This window comes from Paenarthrobacter sp. YIM B13468, assembly GCF_042788025.1.
Lineage (GTDB): Bacteria > Actinomycetota > Actinomycetes > Actinomycetales > Micrococcaceae > Arthrobacter > Arthrobacter aromaticivorans.
The window spans coordinates 33,870-53,683 of sequence record NZ_JBHZPI010000019.1 but is presented as its reverse complement, the minus strand read 5'-3'; the positions used below and the strand labels follow the sequence as shown (position 1 = coordinate 53,683).

Sequence of the window (19,814 nt, the reverse complement as noted above, 5' to 3'; positions counted from 1 at the left end):
TGGCTTGCCATGACCACAAAGGACACGGCTAGCGCCAAGCGGGGACCCTATGCCAAGGCGAAAGAAAAGCGACGGCTGATCCTCGACTCCGCCCACGCCGTGTTTGCCGCGAAGGGGTATCTGGGAGGCTCGCTGCAGGACGTTGCCAACCAAGCGGGCATGAGCCAGACAAGCCTGCTGCATTATTTCCCCTCCAAGAGCGATCTCCTGATGGCCGTCCTGGAGTGGCGCGACGAGCTGACCAAAAGCGCGAATCCCTCCGCCCGGGAAGAGTCGTTTGAGGACGCGGTGATTCGCACAGCACTCCACAACGAGAAGATTCCCGGAGTCATCGAGCTCTACACAGTGCTCTGCGCGGAATCGATCACGAATGCCCATCCCGGCCGTGATTACTTCACCGAACGCTTCGAACGCTTACGTGAAAGCTATACCCGCTCTTTCTCGGCCTTGGCACAGGAGGGCAAGCTCAGGCCCGGCGTCGATCCGGCGTGGGCAGCCATGTCCCTGGTTGCCCTGTGGGACGGGCTTCAAACCCAATGGCTGTTGGCCCCGGACACCATAGACGTGGCAAAAGCCTTGCGCGCCTACTTCGAAGTGGTCCTGCTGCCCGAAGCGTGAGGGTCTACCCAGTTGGCGTCCCAGTCCCTTAGTGCATTCCAAATTGGTAGTTGAAGGGCACTGCTTCGCCCGGACAGACTTCTTCCCAGAGCGCCGCGATGGCATCCTCTCCCTCGCGGAGGTCCGGTATTTCCACGCCCTCGCGCAGGATGGCGGCAGCATCGCCCGCCTTGCCCACGCGGGCCAATGCCAGGGCCTTGAGGAACCTCAAACGCCCGACGGCGGCGCCCTCCTTCGGCGCGGACTCCAGCAGTTCCAGCGCCTGGGCCGGTTGGTCATGGCGGATGCTGAGTGTCACGGCCTCGGTCAGTAATGCCGTATTGGAGGAGTCAGCCTGCACCCCGCTCCTGAGTTCCTCCAGGCCCTCGCGATCCGCGCCGTCGGCCAGTAACGCCAGTCCCAATCCGCGATGTGCGAGCGCCAAAGTCCGCGGCTGAACGCCCCCGGCAGCAAGCACCTCGCGGTAGGCCGCCTTGGCTCCCTCCAGATCTTGCCGGGCATGCCTCATGGTGGCCACATGGAAGCGCGCCTCAGGACTTTCCTGTCCCTCCAGCCGCTCCTCCCAGTCAGCTCCGGCAACAAAGCTGGGCGCGCCGTCGAACGCTTTTCCCTTCAGCCGTTCCAGCCATGGTTCCTGCTCCGCTGTGATGCTTTCATCTACGAACGGGGTGCCGCTCTCATCAATCCAGCCCTTGCCTGCCCTTCGGCGCCGCGCCCGTTCCACCACTCCCCAGCCACTGCCGTGGAGCACCATGGTGGACGGCGGGACGTCAGCATCGGTGATGGCGGCGGGCAGCATTGCTTCCAACTCCTCGTGCGCCAGGAGCTCCTCGAGCCGCTGGCTGGCATGGGCCACGGCCGCCTCCCAATCTGATCCGTGGGATGTGTCCGGGTCCAGATGCCCGTTTCCGTACGCTTCCACCCAGGACCATTCCGCACCCGCCGGCATGGACAAATGCTCAAACTGGGTTCTCGCCAGACCGGCCTGGATCTCGGCGTAAGGGCCGGCACCCGGGCTCAACCACTGCTGCCACCGTTTACCGCCCTGGCCTTGTCCCCAGACGAAAAGCTTCTTGCCCCTCAACCGGCCGGTGGACAGCATCGCCAACCCATCGCCGTCGTCGTCCGCAGCCACAACCCAGCGACGTTCGGATGGATCAATATCAAAGAAGAAATCGGCGGCATGTGGGCTGTTGACCAACCACGTGCCGTCGTAGCCGTTGTGGTCCGTGGGCCGGACGCGGGTGATGTCCGTGGCGTAGTCGCTGCCAAATGCTTCGTCAGCCGGAGCGATCACCCGGGTGCGGTCCGTCTCCGGAATGGCCGCGTTGCTCCACCAGTACATGGGAACGTCATGGTCATTGGGGTTACGGATACGCACCGCCGCAAAGAGCACCGCCGATTCGGCAGGCAACCATATGTCCACTTGGAAGACCACTTCCCGGAGCCGCTCGAACTCCCACACGCGAAGGATGTGCTTGCCGTCCAGGGTGTGGACGATCGCGGTGTGCAGTGGATCGCAACTGGTGGGTGAGTGGCCTCGCGTGCCGATGTTCCACTCCAGACCGCCCGCGAACCACGCCTTTCGCAGCGCGATGTTGGCCAACTGGGGTGCCCCGTGCGTGTGGAGGAGCTGCTTTCCCGTCACTTTGTCGAACAATTCCCAGATACGGCCGCCCAGGGACGGCATGACCGTCGCCCTGAGCTTGCTGTTCTCAAGCACGACGGCGGGCAGCTCCTTGGGTGCCGGCTCCCGGGTATAGCCATCCTGCATGAGGTATGGGAACACGTTGGGCACTACTCCGTAGCGGGCCGCCGCCTGGAGTTCGTCCGGCACGCCCTCCCCCACGGTGTAAGGCTGATCGAGCTCCGCGGCCACTACGGGCAAGGGGTTCAGTGGGCCAATATCTGCCATCGTGAGGGAAATGGTGGTGACAGTGAGGTTGGAAGGTGAAATGGCAGCCATGTCGGTATCCGTTCGTGAGGAATCAACGTCCACACCCACAGTCTCCTCGGAGCGGGAAGCCAGCGCTAGAACTCTCCCATCCGGACTCGAACCAGCCCTGTCCTTAGGACAATAAGCTGACAACCAGTTTCAGGACAGTGGCCGTGCCGCCTTCCACGCGGAGGTCGGTGCCCAGGCTCCCGGGGAGGGGAAAAACAAGATCGCTCAGGACAACCCTGCCGTCTTGGGCGAAGACCTCCACGGACTGGTCCACGATAATACGCAGCCTCAGCACACCGCCGTCGAGCTTCACTGGCGCCGACTCTGCCGACGCAAACTTTTCGTGGAAGGCTGTGTTTCCGGAAGTGCGGCGGTCCAGGGTGAGTTGACTCGTTACGGGATCAAAGCTGAGAACCGTTGCGGCGCTCCCGTCCGGGGCACATAGAAGCCTGAACGCAATGCTCCGCGCCGAGCCGGGCAGGATCTCGGCCTCGATCAGCTGGGCTGATCCGGGCACGGCGTCGGGCAGTTCCAGCACGGAATCGTGAAGTTCCACGTCCTGGAAAGTGCTGTTTGGTACACCGGAGTCCAGGGGCCGCACCAGAGGAAGCACGGGCCGCTGCACCAGGCGCGGCAGGCCCTCTACAGTCGCGAGTTCCACCTCGCGGGCAAGGGACATCCCCGAACGCCACGGGGCCGTGGGCAAGGAGTTGGCATAGTCCCAGTTGTTCATCCAGCCGATCATGATGCGGCGGTTGTCCGGGGTGTTGCTGAAGGAGACCGCGGCGTAGTAGTCACGCCCCCAGTCCAGCCACAGGCATTGCCTGAGATCGGTGGATCCGTCAGCATCCGGTGAAACGAGCGAATCAGGATCGGCAGTGAACTGCACGCCATCGAAGTGGCCCACGAAGTACTGCCCTCCCGAGCCACCGGCCACGGCACCAGGATTGACGTTAACCACCAGGACCCACTTGACGTTCTCCGGGTTCCCGTCGACAGGGAGCGGGAACAAGTCCGGGCATTCCCACTCGCCCTCCGACGAGTTCGCGGGACCGAAAGTACTCAGGTATTCCCAGTCCTTCAGGTTGGCCGAGCGGTACATGACAACCTGCTGATGCTGGGCCTCCACGGCCACCATCACCCAGCAGGCGCCGGCAGTTCCCTCGTAGCGGAACACCTTGGGATCCCGGAAATGCGCCGAGCCGCGGCCAAGCACGGGATTGCCCGCATATTTGCTCCAGGTCATGCCGCCATCCGTGGAGAACGAGAGGGACTGGGCCTGAGTCCCCTGGTGCGTCGAGCCTTCCTTGAAGGCGCTCGTGTAGATGGCCACCAACGCAGGCTCTTCCTGGGTGCCGAATCCCGAGGTATTGCCGTGGTCCACCACGATGCTGCCGGAAAACACGTCTTCTTCCTCGTCACAGGCGATAGCAACCGGGTGTTCAGTCCAGTGCAGCAGGTCTGTTGAGGTGGCATGCCCCCAAGACATGTTGCCCCAGACGTTGTCGAACGGGTTGTTTTGGTAGAAGAGGTGGTAGAGACCGTCGTGCCAAACCAGTCCATTGGGGTCGTTCAGCCAGGTGTTCCTGGCCGTGTAGTGAAGTATCGGGCGCATCGTTGAGGCGGCGTCTTCGCCGAGACCGGCACGGTGCGTTGTTGTTTCAGTCATCGGAGGTCTTTCGGGAGGGATGCGACGGAATCGCGAAGAACCATGGGACATGGAAGAACGGTGGGGTGGGTGGCGAACAGCTGCAGGTCGGATTTCCCTTCGATGGCATCGATCAGGTTTTCCGTTGCCCATGCACCCATCTCGTAGTGCGGCAGGGCGACTGTTGTCAGCGCAGGGTAAAGGTTTTCGGCAATGAGTTCCTGGTTGTCGAAACCGACGAAGGAGATGTCCTCCGGAATCCTGAGACCAAGTTCCGCAGCGGCCCGGTAGGCACCCATGGCCATGCGGTCGTTGTAGCAGAACACGGCCGTTGGCCGGCTCTCAGGTTTCAGCAGACGCAGCGCCGCCTGGTAGCCACCAGGCATCTCCGAATGTTCGGACTGGACCAGTTCTTCGTGGAACGGAAGCCCGGCGTCTGCCAACGTTTCCTTGAAGGCCCGCAACCGGGAGTGGGTTGCAGGCACGTCGTCGGTGTTGTTGAGCATCCCGATCCGGGTGTGACCGGCGTCGATCAGTGTCTGCACGGCGGACCTTGCGCCGCCCACTTCGTCGGGGATAACGGAGGAAACAGTGTTACTGATATCTTCGGAGTCCACCAGGACCGCAGGAAGTCCCGCCAGGTTCTTGGGAACAGCCAGCTTCCGGTGATACATCGTGGCGTACAGGATGCCGTCCACTTGCCGGTCCAGCAGGTCCGCCACTTGGCTTTCCTTGGACTCCTGGGAACTGGTGCTGGTGGAGTTGATGATCATGATGTTGTAGCCCCGGCGCTTGGCAGTTTCCTCCGAGCCCAGGATGATCCTGCCTGCATGAGGCGTGGTGGCGATTTCCTCGCTGATGAACCCGATCATCCCTGAACGTTGCGTCCGCAGGGCTTGAGCCAGACGGTTAGGGCCGTACCCCAGACGGTGTGCGGCTTCCTGGACGCGCTCCCTGGTTCTTGCGCCGACCCGGGCGTAGGCAACATCGTTCAGGACGTGGGAGACGGTGGTGACCGAAACCCCGGCCTCTGCCGCCACATCCTTGATACCCACTGATCTATTGGTCATTGGTCCCCCACGTCCTCATGATGTTGGTGCTGATCCTGCGATCGAATCAGCATGTGCCGCCTGGAAACCGACTGTCGGTGTGGCCCTCAAGGCGTTTACAGCCCTGTCTGCAATAACCTGGGCGTCAGTTCCGGAATCAAGGATCGTGTTCCGGGCAGATCCGGGATCGACCAGGACGGCCGTGACGGCGAGCCCGTCGGAAACACCCGTGGTCAGCAGGGCATCCACCTGGGCGGAGAAGCAGGAGTCACTTGATGCGGAGTGAACGTCCATCGCCACCACGTGGTTGTTGGAGACGAAGTTTCCAGCCCCCTCCAGCAACCGGATGATGACCGGCGTCGCACCTGCGGGACGGATGCCCTGCGCGTCGATGACCTCGGAGAAGTGGTTGCCCACCACAGAGTTGTTGCTCCCGCTCACGCAGAGAAGCCCGTACAGATCGTCCAGCCCGTTATCGACTCCCAGGAACGGCGTCCAGGGCTCATGGTCCCGCAGGAAGTGGTTCGTTGCCACGAGGTTCTCGGAACTGTTCGCTGCGAGGACCACCATCCCGGGGTAGAACGAATGCAGACGGTTATTGGTGACGCTGGAACGCGTGACGCCGTCCAAATGGATGCTGCTCGCACCCCTGGGGAAGATGTTGTTCGCGGTTATCAGGAGCCCGCCATGGTTCCTGGCATAGATCGAGTGGCCTTTGAAACCTGCTCCGATCAAATTGTCGGTGATCTTTGACGCCTGTCCCCAACCGCGCAACTCGATGCAGCTTCCACACTCAGCAATGAAGTTGTCGTGGATGGAAAGCGCGTCGGCGTTATGGATCGTGAGGGCGTTCTCAAGGTAGATGAACCCCATCCCCGTAACGCGGAATGAGTCATTGGCGCTCGCCACATAGATGCCGGTCTTGCCATTCACATAAGTGTTTTCCGGTGGCAGCTCCGAGCCGTCCGGGGTGAAGTGCAAGCCGTCGATGCAGAAGTTGGAAAACTCCACCGAGCTGATCCGGGGGCTCCCGCTTCGCTCAATGTAGAAGGCTGCTCCCTTGGCTTCGTCGGAGGCTTCCCCGTCAACACCGAGCGGAAGATCGACAATAATGCGACTTCCTCCGGGCCACAGCTCATGCAGGTCGGGCCACTCGTCTTCGGGAACGTTGAACCGGATGCTTGACGACGTAAAGCCGTGTCCCGAGCCCTGGATCCTGAGGAAGCTGATATCGATCACCACCTGCGTACGAAGGTGGTAGTCCCCGGGTGGCAGGTAGATCACCGCTCCCGGCTTTCCTCCGTTGTTCACATCGGTGGCTGCTTGCCGGGCCTTGATGTCGGCGATGATGCTGTTGATGACTTCACCGACGTCCTCGGACGGGTTGCCGACCGGCCACGTAGTGACGTCGTAGTAGTTGTTGCTTGACATAGCTTCTGCCCTTTTTGTGGTGTGGTTTCCCGGCCCTTGACGGTTCTTAGCCCTTGACGGCGCCGAGCGTCATGCCTGCGACGATCTTGCGCTGCAGGAGAAGGGTGAGAAGGATGACCGGGATGGAGTACACGGCAGCCAGCGCCGTCATGGATCCCCAGTCCAGGCCGAATTGGGTCTGGAAATTCGCGATGACCACTGGAGTCGTCTGGGAGCGGATGGCGGTCATCAGGAGTGCGAAGAGGAACTCATTCCATGATGCAAGGAAGGCGAAGATCGCGGTGACGGCGATGCCTCCGGAAACCACCGGGATCACTACCCTCCAGAGCGCGCCGAGCCTGCTGCAGCCATCCACCGTTGCTGCCTCTTCCAGGTCGCGGGGAACAGCCTCGAAGAAGCTGGACATCAGCCAGATGGAAAGCGGCAAGGAAATGGTGGTGTGCGCAATGGACAACGCGATCGGGGTATCCGCCAAACCAGCCGAAGCCATCATGGATGCCAGCGGAATGCCGATTGCTACCGGCGGCACCATGCGGGTGACCAGTGCGGCCATGATGAACACCCTGCCGCTCGGAGTCTTGTAGCGCGTGATGCCATAAGCCGCTGGGACAGCCAGTACCAAGGACAGCAGGGTGCTGATGATCGCGGTCTGGATGCTGTTGATGAATGAAGCCAACACACCGCTACGGCCAAGGGCGTTCGCGTAATTCTCCAGGGTCCATTCTTTGGGAAGGATGGTAGGTGGAACGGCGATGGTGTCGATCGGGGTCTTGAAGGACGTAAACAGCAGGTACAGGAACGGGAACCCGTACAGCACCATGGCTGCAGCGAGCAGGATCCACAGGATGGTCCTGGTGCTGCGGCGTCCAGCCTCAAGGCCTTCACGGTTGACGCCGCGGCGCCTGCGCGGGGCAACATGCGTGGCGGTTGAAACGGAACTCCTGGCACTCACTGTAGGCGCCTTCCCGCCGTCGGGCTTTGTTCGTTCGGCGACGCGCATCAGTTGTCCTTTCCTGGCCGCCAGATGGTGGCCACCGCGAAGAATGCGACGGCGAGCATCGCCAGCAGGTAGATAGTGCCCATGGCGCTGGCCAGGCCGGGATCGCCGAAGCGGATCATGGTCCGGTAGATCAGCAGGCTCATGGTTTCGGAGGCGGACTGCGGGCCGCCGTTGGTTTGAATGAGGATGGTGTCAAAGGCCCGGGCGGCATCGATTCCGCGGACCACCAGTGCCACGGCGATTACCGGGCGGAGGAGCGGAAGAATGATCTGGAACAGGAGCGCCGGTGCCTTGGCGCCGTCCAGGCGGGCTGCCTCGATGAGGTCGCCGGGGATGTTTTGGAGGCCGGCGAACAGCACCAGGCACATGAAGGACGTCGTGAGCCAGATATCGGGGACGGCTACCGAGAACAGCACGATGTTCGGGTCCGAGAGCCAGCCGATCTGGTTGGGGTTGGAGAGGATGCCCGCTTGGTGCAGGAGGGTCCCGATGAGGCCGAAGTTATCGATCATCAGGAACTTCCAGAGCAGGCCGGCCACGATCGGCGCAATCATCAGCGGGTAAAGGAAGACAGTCCGCCAAACCTGGGACTTGCGTCCGAGAGTGGTGAACAACAAGGCCATCCCAAGGCCGAGTGCGAATTCGAGGGTCACTACCACCACGGTGTAAGCCAGGGTCCGCCAGCCGGCACCCATAAAGGCTTCAGAGGCGAACGCTGCCGCATAGTTTTGGAAACCGACGAAGTCCCGCGGGCCGCCCGCGATGGGCGAAATCTTGAAGAAGCTGTCTGCGATCAGGCGGAACAGCGGGTAGGCCACAAACACGGCCAGGAACAGCGCCGCTGGGGTCATCAGGTATAGGGCGAAGCGGCGATCGGAGATACGCACGATTTTCTCTTCTGTTTGTTGGGACCGCGGGCGGCACCGGCCGAGTCTGCCGGTGCCAGCCGCGGAGTCTTTACTTGAGGAGGTCCTGGATCTGCTTCTTGGCGTCAGCCAGGAGGGTGGCGGAGTCACCGCCGGCTACAGCCTTCTGCAGGAGCGGAACCAGAACGGTATCCACGATCTGCTGCCACTTGGCTGTTGCCGGACGCGTTGCGGTTGCCTTGCCGTTGAGCGTTTCGATCAGCGGTTTGAAGCTCTCGTAGCCCGGCTGGTTCTGGTACTTCTCAAACGCTGAGATGCGCGAGGCGAGTCCCAGGCTTGATTCCACACCCATGCTGTTGTTGTCGTAAGCGCACTTGATGAACTTCTTGGCGGCATCAGCGTTCTTGGTGGCCTTGGGTACGGACAGGTACCACGGGCCCGGAACACCCGCGACGCCGGCGCTGCCGCCAATCATCGCTGCGGCTCCCACCTTGCCCGCTACGGGAGAGTCCTTGGGGATCTGCCGGTAAGCGTGGGCCCAGAAGCGGGTCATGGCGGTCTTGCCCTGGTTGAACAGGTTCTGTGCCGCGGCCCAGTCAACCTGTGCAGCGCCCGGAGGGGCGGACTTGGTGAGGCTGACGTAGAAGTCGAGGGCTTCCTTGTGGGCAGCGTTATCGATGATCACGTTGTTGTTCGCATCAAGGACCATCGGCGAGCCGGCCTGCAGGACGTGGGCAAGCCATTCCGTTTCCACGGCGCCCTTCACATCCGTGCCGTACATGCCGTCCTTGGTGAAGAATTCGGAAATGTCCTGGTACTGCTTCCACGTGGTGGGGGCTGTCAGTTCATAACCGTACTTTGCCTTGAAATCTGCCTTGTTCTTGGCGTCCTCGAAGAGATCCTTGCGGTACAGGATGATCTCTGCGTTGGTCCAGGCAGGCATTCCGATGAAGTGGCCGTCTACGTTGGCTTCCTTCACGAGGGCGGGGAAAATATCCTTCTTGGCTTCATCGGTGAACAGTTCATCGATGGGCTGGACTGCATCCTTGAAGCTGGGGAGCCAGACGGAGTCCAATGCGGCGACGTCGAAGGAAACGTTGCCGGAGGAGAACTCGCTGGAGAGCCGGTTGAACATGCCGTCATAAGGCAGTTCGACGAAGTTGACGTTGAGGCCGGTGTCCTTCTTGCATTGCTCGGCAACGCCCGTGAGCTCGGCGTGGCCGCCGGCTTCCACCAGGACGTTGACGGTGCTGGACGCGCTTCCGGATGTGGGTGCGGGGCCCCCGGCACCGCAACCCGTAGCTGCGAGTGCGACGGCAGTGCAGAGCCCGCCGAGTGTGACGAGCCTGGAGATGGTCTTTCGAGTGGACATCGCTGTCGACTTTCTCTTGGAACGGGATTGAAGGATTTTTGTGGAGTGGAGAATCGTTTTGCCAAAACGACTTGGCAACACCATAGGCGCGTTTTCCCGGGTATGTCAAGCGTCACATTTTGGCTCGTGCGGGATCTTGACGAGCTGGATGGCCCAGCTCTAAAGTCATCGTCGCAGGCAGATAAACCGTTTTGGCATATTTTGGCTGATGCGGCAGGTTTTGGGACCCGCTGTGCCCCTTCCGCTCACGCCTGTTCTTTAGGGCGACGCGTGTTCTTGATGCCTGTTCTTCCCGTCCACCGGTCTCCACCCTTAGGGCGGTCCCTTCCCATCTCTCACCAGCGTCCACGCTTGGTGACCCTATTCACTGGAGAAAGTATGAAACCCGTCCCGGACATCAGCCGACGAAGCCTGCTCCGCGCTTTCACGGCATCGGCAGCAGTTGCCTTTGCTGTGGCGGCCACGGGCAGCGCTGCTGCCGCGGCGCCAGGGCCGGTGGTCGCAACGCCCGACGCCGGCACTCAGCCGCGGGGGCACCGCCACCTTATCGGCGTCCTGTAAAGCAACCGTCTATGGAGCACCCGTCTGTAGAAACACCCGGAACCGCCGGAGGCGTGTGGCAGCATGCGTCCAAGCTAGGCACGAGCGAGCATGCAGAGCACGGCGCCGGCGGTTCCGGACGCACTTGAAGAGAAGCAACACAGTTCAGTCCCCCAACGATGTGAGGAGAACCAGCTTTGACCACCGTCTACGACGTCACCACCTGGAGCGTTCCAGGGAATCCGTCCGCTACCCCGTACAACGACATCGGGCTCATCATCAACAGCATCATCGCTGACATCAAGAGCCAGCAGACCAGCCAGGCGTCCAAGCCCGGTGCTGTCATCTACATCCCGCCGGGAGACTACTCCTTGAAGACCAGGGTGAATGTGGACATCAGCTTCCTGACCATCCGGGGATCGGGCCATGGCTTCACCTCGTTGAGCATCCGCTACAACGCCGGCAACACATCGGGCTGGCACGAGATCAACCCTGGCGCCAGCCGCGTCAGGGTGGAAAATACTGACGGGAACACAGACGCCTTCCGGGTCTACCGCACAGGTGATCCACGGATTAGCGCAGTGGTGTTCGAGAACTTCTGCCTTGATGGCGTCTCCTTCGGCTCCAACGAGAACGACTACACCAATGGGAAAACGGGCATCCGCTTCGATTCCGCCAACGATTCCTGCCGGGTGGAGCGCATGGGAATGGTGTACCTGGAGCATGGGCTTGTTGTCAGGGATACAGATGCCCTGAGCGTCAGCAGCAACTTCCTTGCTGAATGTGGCTCCTGCGTGGAATTGACAGGATCGGGCCAGGCCTCGAAGGTCACCGACAACCTCATTGGTGCCGGTTTCGTGGGATTCTCGATCTTCGCCGAGGGGCACATGGGCCTGCTGGTCACGGGCAACAACGTCTTCCCCCGGGGCAAGAGCAGCGTGCACTTCAAGGACTGCACCCGCTCCTCCATTACGTCCAACCGCTTCCATGCGTTCTACCCCGGCATGGTGAACTTCGAGGGAAGCTGCACCGAAAACCTCATTGGAGCAAATCACTTCCTGCGCCAGATGGAACCATTCGATCCCCTTAAGCCTTACAACAACGGGTTGGACGATCTGTTCGGCCTGGTGCACATTGCGGGCAGCAACAACACGGTTACTGGAAACCACTTCAGCTACGACGTCGCTTCGGGTTCGGTCACGCCGTCGGGGCAGACGCCCACCATCATCCTGGTGGCTTCCGGAAACAACAACTACATCGCCACCAACAACACCGTCTCGGCCATTGCCGTGCACACCGTAGTCCTGGATGCATCAACGTCCGGATCCAAGGTGCTGGACAGCGGCGACAGCAATCAGGTGGTCCGGTACGCGTCCAACTACGCCTTCAGGGCAACGCCATAGCTGCGCGGCGTCACCGCACGACATGAATATGAATAGCGAATAGCACGACGGCGGGCGTCGCACCACAAGGCGGGTCCGCCGTCGTCATCCTGAAACGCAAGCCCTTGACGAAAGGTCTGTCAACGATGACAAGACGCGCCAAAGCCCTAATGTCGATCGGGGCGGCCGTGGCACTCACCGCTGCCTCATTCTCCGTTGCCGCCACCGCGCAGGCCACCGACCCGGATCCGGCCACCCAGCAATACCGGCCATACCTGCACTACACGCCGGAAGCGAACTGGATGAACGATCCCAATGGACTCGTGTTCCACAACGGCAAATACCACATGTATTACCAGTACAACCCCAACGGAACACGGTGGGGAGACATGAGCTGGGGCCACGCATCCTCCACCGACCTGATCCATTGGGAGGAACAACCACTCGCTATCCCACGGGGTTTCAACGGATCCGGCCAGGTGATCGAGGAAATCTTTTCGGGATCCGTCGTGGTGGACACCCAGAACACCAGCGGACTCGGGACCCTCCAAAATCCGCCGTTGGTGGCCATCTATACGAGCAATTACACCGCGGCCCACCCAACCCTCGCCGGTAAACAAGCACAGTCACTGGCCTTCAGCACCGATGACGGGCAGACCTGGACCAAGTACGGCAACAATCCGGTCCTGAACAGGAACACGTCCAGCTTCCGCGACCCCAAGGTCTTCTGGTACGGCTCCCCCACCGGTCCGGACTACTGGGTCATGGCAGCGGTTGAAGCTGACGAACACCGTGTCCTCTTCTATAAGAGCAACGACCTGAAGCAATGGAACTATCTGGATGACTTCGGTCCGGCAAATGCGACCGGAGGACAGTGGGAATGCCCTGATCTGTTCCCCCTCGCCGTCGACGGAGATCCAAACAACGTCAAGTGGGTCCTCTCGGTGAATATCAACCCCGGAGCCGTGGCCGGCGGCAGCGGCGGACAATACTTCGTAGGAACCTTCAACGGCACTTCCTTCACCGCCGAGAATATCGATCCCGCCAGCCAGCTTCCTCCGGGAAACCTTCTTGCCGGCTTCAATGGTGGCAATTACAGCGGCTGGAACGTCCAGAACGATCCGTCAAACAGTTCCGGGCCTTGGGGAAGCGCCCCCGCCTCGGGAACTCTTTCAGGGCAAATGGCGGTTACTGGCACCATCGGCACCGGGTTCGTCAACGGCTTCCACGGTGGCGATGCACCCGTGGGCACTATGGAATCAGCACCGTTTACGTTGGACAAGGACTACCTCAACTTCCTCGCCGGCGGCGGAAAGCACCCCCAGGAAATCGGAAAGCAATCGGGAAACCAAGCCCCTTCGGGGTACCTGCTATTCGACGGCTTCGACTACCCCGGGACACTCACGCAAGCCGGCTGGCAGCTTACCGGCGACTTCCAGACGGCACTGAACCCCTCGTCGTCGGGCGGTGAATTCGCCATCGGAAAACGGATCAACACTTTCGAAGGCGGCCCGTACCAGGACAACAACGTCGGCACCATCACGTCCCCCGAGTTCTACCTGACCAACACCAACATCGGCTTCCTCCTAGGCGGCGGCAGCCGAACCAACGGGGAACTCCAGGTTGAACTGCTGGTGGGAGGCGTGCCGGTTCGTACCTCAACTGGCTCGAATGCGGGCGACCTGAACTGGCAGAACTGGGACGTTTCCCCATGGTACGGCCAGATCGCCCGCATCCGGGTTGTGGACAACGCAACCGGCCCATGGGGCCATCTGACACTGGACAACATGGTGTTGGGTTCAGAGCCGGCGAAGCCCAGGAGCGCCGAAACCACCGTGAACCTTGTGGTCAATGGTCAGACAGTTCGTACCGCCACCGGCAATGACTCCGAAAATCTGGAGTGGAAAGCCTGGGACGTCAGCGCCTACAAAGGCAGCCAGGCGACCATCAAGATCGTGGACAACAACCGCGGCGGCTGGGGACACATCCTCGCCGACGAATTCGTTTCCTCGGATGCCTCCTACCTCGAGCAGCACGATTGGCTGGACTGGGGCAGGGACTACTACGCCACGGTGTCCTTCAACAATGCTCCAGGCGGCAAGCGGATCATGCTGGGCTGGATGAACAACTGGGACTACGGTCAGGACACTCCCACCACCACATGGCGCGGAACCATGGCGTTGCCGCGAGAAGTGGTACTAACCCAGACGTCCGCGGGTCCGCGGCTGCGGCAGCAGGTGGTGTCCCAGGCCGAGGCGTTGAAGAACACGGCGGCCGCATATACTGCGCCGGCCCAGGACATCACGCCCGGAACAACCACACTCCCCATCACCGGTGACGTGGTCCAGGTTGACGCCGAATTCTCTCCGGGGACGGCATCGGCGTTTGGCGTGAAAGTCCTCGATAACGGAACCGAAGCAACCCGGATTGGCTACGTTCCCTCCACGAAGCGGCTCTCCATCGACAGGACCAACTCGGGCAACGAGGGATTCCATCCAGCCTTCAGTTCAGTAGAGGACCCGCGCGTGGAGTTGATCGACGGCCGGCTACGCCTGCGCCTGTACGTTGATCGTGCATCCGTGGAGCTCTTCGCCCAGGACGGCCTGACCACCATCACGGACCAGGTCTTTCCAAGCGCTGGGGCGACCAACATCTCGGTTTTCGCAGAAGGAGGAACCGCACGGCTCGAAAGCATGACGGTAACTCCCCTGAACCAGGCAATGTGGGGAGGCTGACCCCAGCGGTGGAAACTATGCCGGAGGAGCACCGAGTTCCAGCGCGTTGATCTCCGCTCGCGCCATGCGGACCGTTTCCCGGTCAGTAACGGTATAAGCGGTGGGGTCGGCACCGTCCTGCGTGCCAAGGGAAATGGTTCGTTGACCCAGCGTAGAGACGGTTCTCTTGGCGGACATATGAACTGCCGAGAGGCCGGCTGCGTGCATCGCCGGGATATCGCCAAGCTGCAAGCCGCCTCCTGCCATGATCTCCAGGGCTCCCCCGGCCCGCTCCACCATCTCGGACAGGGTGGGAAGGCCTGCACCTGCTGTGGCCTCGTGGCCCGACGTAAGTACCCTGCTGAAGCCGAGCTCCAGCAAATGATCAAGGGCGGCCATGGGATCCCGTGATTGGTCGATCGCGCGGTGGAAGGTCAACTGCGCATCCGGGCTGGCGTCCCGGGCAGAATCCACCAGGCGTTGAACCGCATGAACGTCGACGTCGCCCTCCGCGGTCAGGGCGCCCACCACTACTCCGTGGGCGCCCTGAGCCAGCAAGTGGCGTACCTCGTGCACCATCGTGTCCACATCCGAGGCGGAGTAGTGGAAATCGCCGGGGCGGCACCGCACCAGAGCGTGGATCTCCAGGCGTCCGTCAACATGTTCCATGCTGGCCTCAAGTAGTCCCTGGCTTGGCGTGATGCCACCAAGTTCCAGGCTGCTGCAGAGCTCAATCCGATCGGCACCTTCGGATGCGGCCGTACCGGCACCCGTCGCGCTCACCACGGCGATTTCAAGTTTCATGGTGAAACTCTACGCGCGGTAACGCTCCAGCTTTTCCTTCTGGTCCGGAGTCAGCCTGAGGACCCTGCCGGTCGCTTCTGCCACGAAGGCCAGGTGCGTAGTGGCTTTGACACAGTCTTCCTTTGTAACGGGGTCCTTGATGACGTAGTGAAGATCAAAGCTGGCACCCTTGATGGCGCCAACCCAAATCTCCACCAAGGCCGGGATGTTGCGGTATTCCAAAGTCCTCACGTAACGGACTTTGTGCTCCACAACCAACGTCATGGTGCCCTCTTCAACGTCATTGAAGAGGGCCGCCGGCGGTTCCATGCCCGGAAGGCCGGCACCCCGTGGTGGTCCGAAAGCCGCGATTCGGGCTTCTTCCAGCATGCGTACGATCTGCACGTTGTTGATATGCCCGTACGCGTCCATGTCGCCCCAGCGCATAGGTACGAGTACCTCGATGCGCTGGGGGTCCACGGAATCCCGGGAGTGCAACCCGGTGCTCAGGGAATTCGCGCTCAGCTGTGCACCGCCGTCGAGTCATCCACGGCAGTCTCTTCCTCACCGGCAAACTGGGACATGTACAGGCGGTAGTAGGCACCTTGGAGCGCAAACAGCTGGCTGTGGTTGCCCTGCTCCACGATTTGCCCGTTCTCCATGACAAGTATGGTGTCAGCATCGCGGATGGTGGACAAACGGTGGGCGATCACGAAACTGGTCCGGTCGGTGCGGAGCGCGGCCATTGCCTTCTGCAGCAGCAGCTCGGTACGGGTATCGACCGAGCTCGTAGCTTCGTCAAGGATCAACAGCGACGGATCGGAAACGAACGCACGTGCGATGGTGATGAGCTGCTTCTCACCGGCGCTGACGTTGTTGCCTTCTTCGTCGATGATCGTCTGATAACCGTCCGGAAGGGCTCTCACGAAGCGGTCCACGTAGGTGGCCTTGGCAGCCTCCATGATTTGTTCCTCGGTGGCATCCAGGTTGCCGTACTTGATGTTGTCGTAGATGGTTCCGCCGAACAGCCAGGCATCCTGCAACACCATGCCCACCTTGGACCGGAGCTCGGAGCGGCTGAGATCCTTGATGTCGACGCCGTCCAGGGTGATGCGTCCGGCATTGAGCTCGTAGAACCGCATGACAAGGTTCACCAGGGTGGTCTTTCCAGCACCCGTAGGCCCGACGATCGCCACCGTGTGGCCAGGCTCCGCACTGAAGGAGAGATCCTCGATGAGGGGCTTATCCTCCACGTAGCTGAACGAGACATGCTCGAACTCCACGTGGCCGTCGGTCTTGGCTGGCAGGTGGCGGGTACCGGTCTCTTCAACTTCGTCGTCGGCGTCGAGGAACTCAAAGACGCGCTCGGCCGAGGCGACACCGGACTGCAGCATGTTCGCCATGCCGGCAATCTGGCCCAGAGGCTGGGTGAATTCACGCGAGTACTGGATGAAGGCCGTGGCATCGCCAAGGCTCATGGAGCCCGAAGCAACCCGCAGGCCACCCACCACCGCAATGCCGACGTAGGACAGGTAGGACACGAAGTTCATGGCCGGGAAAATGACACCCGAAACAAACTGGGCGCCGAAGGACGCCTTGTACAAGGCCTCGTTGCGTTCATCGAAGCGCACCAGCATGTCAGCATCGCGCCCGAATACCTTGACGAGGTCATGCCCGGAGAAGGACTCCTCGATCTGTCCATTCAGCGAGCCGGTGTTCTTCCACTGCGCAGCGAAGAGCTTCTGGCTCTTGGCACCAATGAAGCCGGCCATGACTCCGGAAAGCGGCAAGGCGATCAACGCGATCAGTGCCAGTTCCCAGGACACGATGAACATCATCACGGTGATTCCCACAACGGTGAGCACGGAGCTCACCAACTGTGCGAACGCTTGCTGGAGGCCCTGCTGGACATTGTCGACGTCGTTGGTGACGCGGGAAAGGATGTCGCCTCGCTGCCGGGTGTCGAAGTAGTTCAGCGGGAGCCTGTTGAGCTTTGCCTGGACGTCATTACGGAGCTGCTTGATGACTCGCATGACAATCCTGTTGAGCAGCCAGCCCTGTGCCCACAGGAACATGTTGGCCACAAAGTACATCAGGAGGACGATCGAAATGAGGAACGTCAGCTTGGGGAAATTGATCCCGTTGGTGAGTTCCATCTTGGAGACCATGTCCGCAAAGTTCTCTTGGCCTTGCTGACGCATGAGCTCTACGAACTGTTCCTGCGAGACGCCCGGCGGGAGCTGTTTGCCCATGACGCCGCCGAAGATTACGTCCATCGCACTGCCCAGAATCTTGGGCGCAATCACGTTCAGGACCACCGAGACCACCACAAGGCCGATCACGATGTAAACGCCGAGACTCTCAGGCTTCAACAGGCCCATGAGACGCTTGGCGGATGGCCAGAACTCCTTGGCTTTCTTGGCTGGAAGATTGCCGAACATACCGCCATCGGCTTCGGACGGGACGTACTCCTCATCCACCACGTCATCGTCAAGCACCTCGGTTGCCGCTTCTGCCTCCGCCGTAGCCTTGGCATTCTTTGCGGCTTCTACCTTGGCAGCCCAGCCACGCTTCTTCTGCTGGTCCTGCTCGCTCATGCGACTTCCTCTACACTCAGCTGGGATTCAACGATTTCCTGGTACGTCGGCGAGGTCTCCAGGAGTTCATCATGCGTTCCGCGATCCACGATGCGGCCGTTATCCAGGACCAGGATCTCGTCCGCGTCCGCAATGGTGGAGACACGCTGGGCGACGATGATGACCGTTGCGTCCCGGGTCTTGGCCTTCAACGCTTTACGGAGCCTGGCATCTGTGGCGACGTCCAAAGCGGAGAAGGAATCGTCAAAGAGATAGACATTCGGCTTGGTCACCAGGGCCCTGGCAATGGAAAGGCGCTGCCGCTGGCCACCGGAAACGTTGGTGCCGCCCTGGGCTATGCGACGGTCCAGCCCTGATGACTTTTCCTCAACAAAGCCCCTGGCCTGCGCCGTTTCCAGCGCCTCCCACAGTTCCTCGTCGGTAGCCTCGGGCTTGCCAAAGCGCAGGTTGTGCTCGATGGTCCCGGAGAAAAGGTACGGCTTCTGCGGCACGGCTGAGACACGGCTGGTGATCTCCGAGGCATCCAGCTCGGTGACAGGGACGCCGTCGAGCAGGACACTGCCTGAGGCGACGTCGTAAAGCCGCGGCAGCAAGGAGACCAGGGTGGTCTTGCCTGCGCCTGTGGAACCGATGATGGCCAGGGTCTTGCCCGGCTCCGCCGTAAAGGAAATGTTGCTCAGCACAGGAGCCTCGGCCCCGGGGTATTTGAAGGTGACATCGCGGAACTCCACGCGTCCCTTCTTCTCGGACGGAACCACAGGGGAAACCGGATTGTGGATGGAAGGCTCTACGTCCAATACCTCGCCGATGCGGTCTGCACAAACGGAAGCACGGGGAATCATCATGGCCATGAACGTGCCCATCATGACCGCCATCAGAATCTGCAACAGGTACTGAAGGAAGGCCGTAAGGGATCCCACCTGCATGTCGCCGGAGTCCACACGCTGACCGCCGAACCACAGCACCGCGGCAGTAGACAAGTGCAGGATCATGCCGATGGCCGGGAACATCAGGACAAAGAGATTGCCGATCTTCACCGAGACCGCGGTGAGGTCCTGGTTGGCATCACCGAAGCGCTTGGCCTCGTAAGGTTCGCGCACAAAGGCACGGACGACCCGGATACCAATAATTTGCTCACGGAGCACACCGTTGATGGCATCAATCTTGGTCTGCATTGACCGGAACAGCGGCATCAACCGGACCACGAGGTAGCCCACCACTGCCACCAGAATGGGTACCGAAACCCAGACCAGCCACGACAAACTCAGGTCCTCGCGGAGGGCCATAATGATGCCACCCACGCACATGATGGGTGTTGAGACCATGAAGTTCAGGCCCATCAGCACCAGCATCTGAACCTGCTGGACATCGTTGGTGCCTCGTGTGATCAGCGTAGGAGCACCGAAACGGTTCACGTCTTGTGCGGAAAAACTGCTCACTTGACGGTAGACACTGCGCCGGAGGTCACGACCGATCGCCATCGCTGTCCGCGCACCAAAGTACACCGCAGCGATAGCGGTGAGCACCTGGCCGAGGGCAACGGCGAGCATCATTGCGCCGGTGCGCCAAATGAAATCGGTGTCGCCGCGGGATACTCCCTCGTCAATGATTTTGGCGTTGAGGCTTGGGAGGTAGAGCGTGGCAATAGTGGACGCCAACTGGAATATGAGGACGGCCACTATCTGCGGCAAATACGGCTTGGAGTAGCGCCGTATAAGGGTGACAAGCATGCCCACGGGTCCTTAGAAAGAGTGCGTGAATGAAGTAAGAGAAGTGTTGCAGCAAGGGCTGACAGTATTAGCCTCCCTACTCTACGAAATCCGTTGCCTCGGCGAAACAACCTAGGGAAAAGATCATCCCAGCGGAGTA

The 19,814-nt window shown here is 61.0% G+C and carries 15 protein-coding genes; 4 read left to right on the top strand and 11 right to left on the bottom strand.

Annotation, left to right across the window (positions count from 1 at the left end; genetic code table 11):
- Positions 1–9: 9 nt before the first annotated feature.
- Entirely contained in the window at positions 10–618 is a 609-nt protein-coding gene (locus ACFX4T_RS17590) for a TetR/AcrR family transcriptional regulator (RefSeq protein WP_377652973.1), read from the top strand.
- 28 nt (positions 619–646) lie between these two features.
- Here ACFX4T_RS17590 and ACFX4T_RS17585 read toward each other — a convergent pair whose 3' ends face one another.
- From ACFX4T_RS17585 to ACFX4T_RS17555, 7 genes are all read right to left on the bottom strand, one after another.
- A complete protein-coding gene (locus tag ACFX4T_RS17585; protein WP_377652971.1) occupies positions 647–2,584 on the bottom strand; it encodes a DUF5107 domain-containing protein in 1,938 nt (645 codons plus the stop codon).
- A 103-nt stretch (positions 2,585–2,687) separates the two neighbouring features.
- Positions 2,688–4,232 (bottom strand): glycoside hydrolase family 32 protein, encoded by a 1,545-nt coding sequence (locus ACFX4T_RS17580; protein WP_377652969.1) that lies wholly within the window; start codon positions 4,230–4,232, stop codon positions 2,688–2,690.
- On the bottom strand, positions 4,229–5,281 hold the full coding sequence (locus ACFX4T_RS17575) for a LacI family DNA-binding transcriptional regulator (RefSeq protein ID WP_216926105.1): 1,053 nt from the start codon (positions 5,279–5,281) through the stop codon (positions 4,229–4,231). Before ACFX4T_RS17575 ends, ACFX4T_RS17580 begins: the two co-directional genes overlap by 4 nt.
- A gap of 15 nt (positions 5,282–5,296) precedes the next feature.
- Positions 5,297–6,691, bottom strand: a complete 1,395-nt coding sequence (locus ACFX4T_RS17570) for a right-handed parallel beta-helix repeat-containing protein (protein ID WP_377652967.1) — start codon at positions 6,689–6,691, stop codon at positions 5,297–5,299.
- 46 nt (positions 6,692–6,737) lie between these two features.
- Positions 6,738–7,691, bottom strand: coding sequence for a carbohydrate ABC transporter permease (locus tag ACFX4T_RS17565; RefSeq protein WP_223948151.1), 954 nt, complete (start codon positions 7,689–7,691; stop codon positions 6,738–6,740).
- The gene (locus tag ACFX4T_RS17560) at positions 7,691–8,578 is read right to left on the bottom strand and encodes a carbohydrate ABC transporter permease (RefSeq protein ID WP_223948149.1); all 888 of its coding nucleotides are present in this window, start codon (positions 8,576–8,578) and stop codon (positions 7,691–7,693) included. Before ACFX4T_RS17560 ends, ACFX4T_RS17565 begins: the two co-directional genes overlap by 1 nt.
- Positions 8,579–8,648: 70 nt before the next feature.
- Positions 8,649–9,929 carry an ABC transporter substrate-binding protein gene (locus ACFX4T_RS17555; RefSeq protein WP_377652965.1) on the bottom strand — a complete coding sequence of 427 codons (1,281 nt, stop codon included), beginning with the start codon at positions 9,927–9,929 and terminating at the stop codon, positions 8,649–8,651.
- A gap of 378 nt (positions 9,930–10,307) precedes the next feature.
- On the opposite strand from ACFX4T_RS17555, the gene ACFX4T_RS17550 reads away from it, so the two are divergent.
- The 3 genes from ACFX4T_RS17550 (at position 10,308) to ACFX4T_RS17540 (ending at position 14,586) form a co-directional block, all read left to right on the top strand.
- Complete coding sequence (locus ACFX4T_RS17550) at positions 10,308–10,490, top strand: hypothetical protein (protein WP_223948148.1); 183 nt, start codon at positions 10,308–10,310, stop codon at positions 10,488–10,490.
- Positions 10,491–10,666: 176 nt separating this feature from the next.
- Positions 10,667–11,872 carry a NosD domain-containing protein gene (locus ACFX4T_RS17545; RefSeq protein WP_223948146.1) on the top strand — a complete coding sequence of 402 codons (1,206 nt, stop codon included), beginning with the start codon at positions 10,667–10,669 and terminating at the stop codon, positions 11,870–11,872.
- Between the two features lie 125 nt (positions 11,873–11,997).
- Positions 11,998–14,586 (top strand): GH32 C-terminal domain-containing protein, encoded by a 2,589-nt coding sequence (locus ACFX4T_RS17540; RefSeq protein ID WP_377652962.1) that lies wholly within the window; start codon positions 11,998–12,000, stop codon positions 14,584–14,586.
- Positions 14,587–14,601: 15 nt separating this feature from the next.
- On the opposite strand, the gene ACFX4T_RS17535 is transcribed toward ACFX4T_RS17540, so the two are convergent.
- From ACFX4T_RS17535 to ACFX4T_RS17520, 4 genes are all read right to left on the bottom strand, one after another.
- Positions 14,602–15,369 carry a copper homeostasis protein CutC gene (locus ACFX4T_RS17535; protein WP_377652960.1) on the bottom strand — a complete coding sequence of 256 codons (768 nt, stop codon included), beginning with the start codon at positions 15,367–15,369 and terminating at the stop codon, positions 14,602–14,604.
- Between the two features lie 9 nt (positions 15,370–15,378).
- Complete coding sequence (locus ACFX4T_RS17530) at positions 15,379–15,795, bottom strand: thioesterase family protein (protein WP_216926178.1); 417 nt, start codon at positions 15,793–15,795, stop codon at positions 15,379–15,381.
- 74 nt (positions 15,796–15,869) lie between these two features.
- Positions 15,870–17,945, bottom strand: a complete 2,076-nt coding sequence (locus ACFX4T_RS17525) for an ABC transporter ATP-binding protein (RefSeq protein ID WP_377652958.1) — start codon at positions 17,943–17,945, stop codon at positions 15,870–15,872.
- On the bottom strand, positions 17,942–19,675 hold the full coding sequence (locus ACFX4T_RS17520; protein ID WP_377652956.1) for an ABC transporter ATP-binding protein: 1,734 nt from the start codon (positions 19,673–19,675) through the stop codon (positions 17,942–17,944). The genes ACFX4T_RS17525 and ACFX4T_RS17520 overlap by 4 nt, the downstream gene beginning before the upstream one ends.
- Between the last annotated feature and the right edge of the window lie 139 nt (positions 19,676–19,814).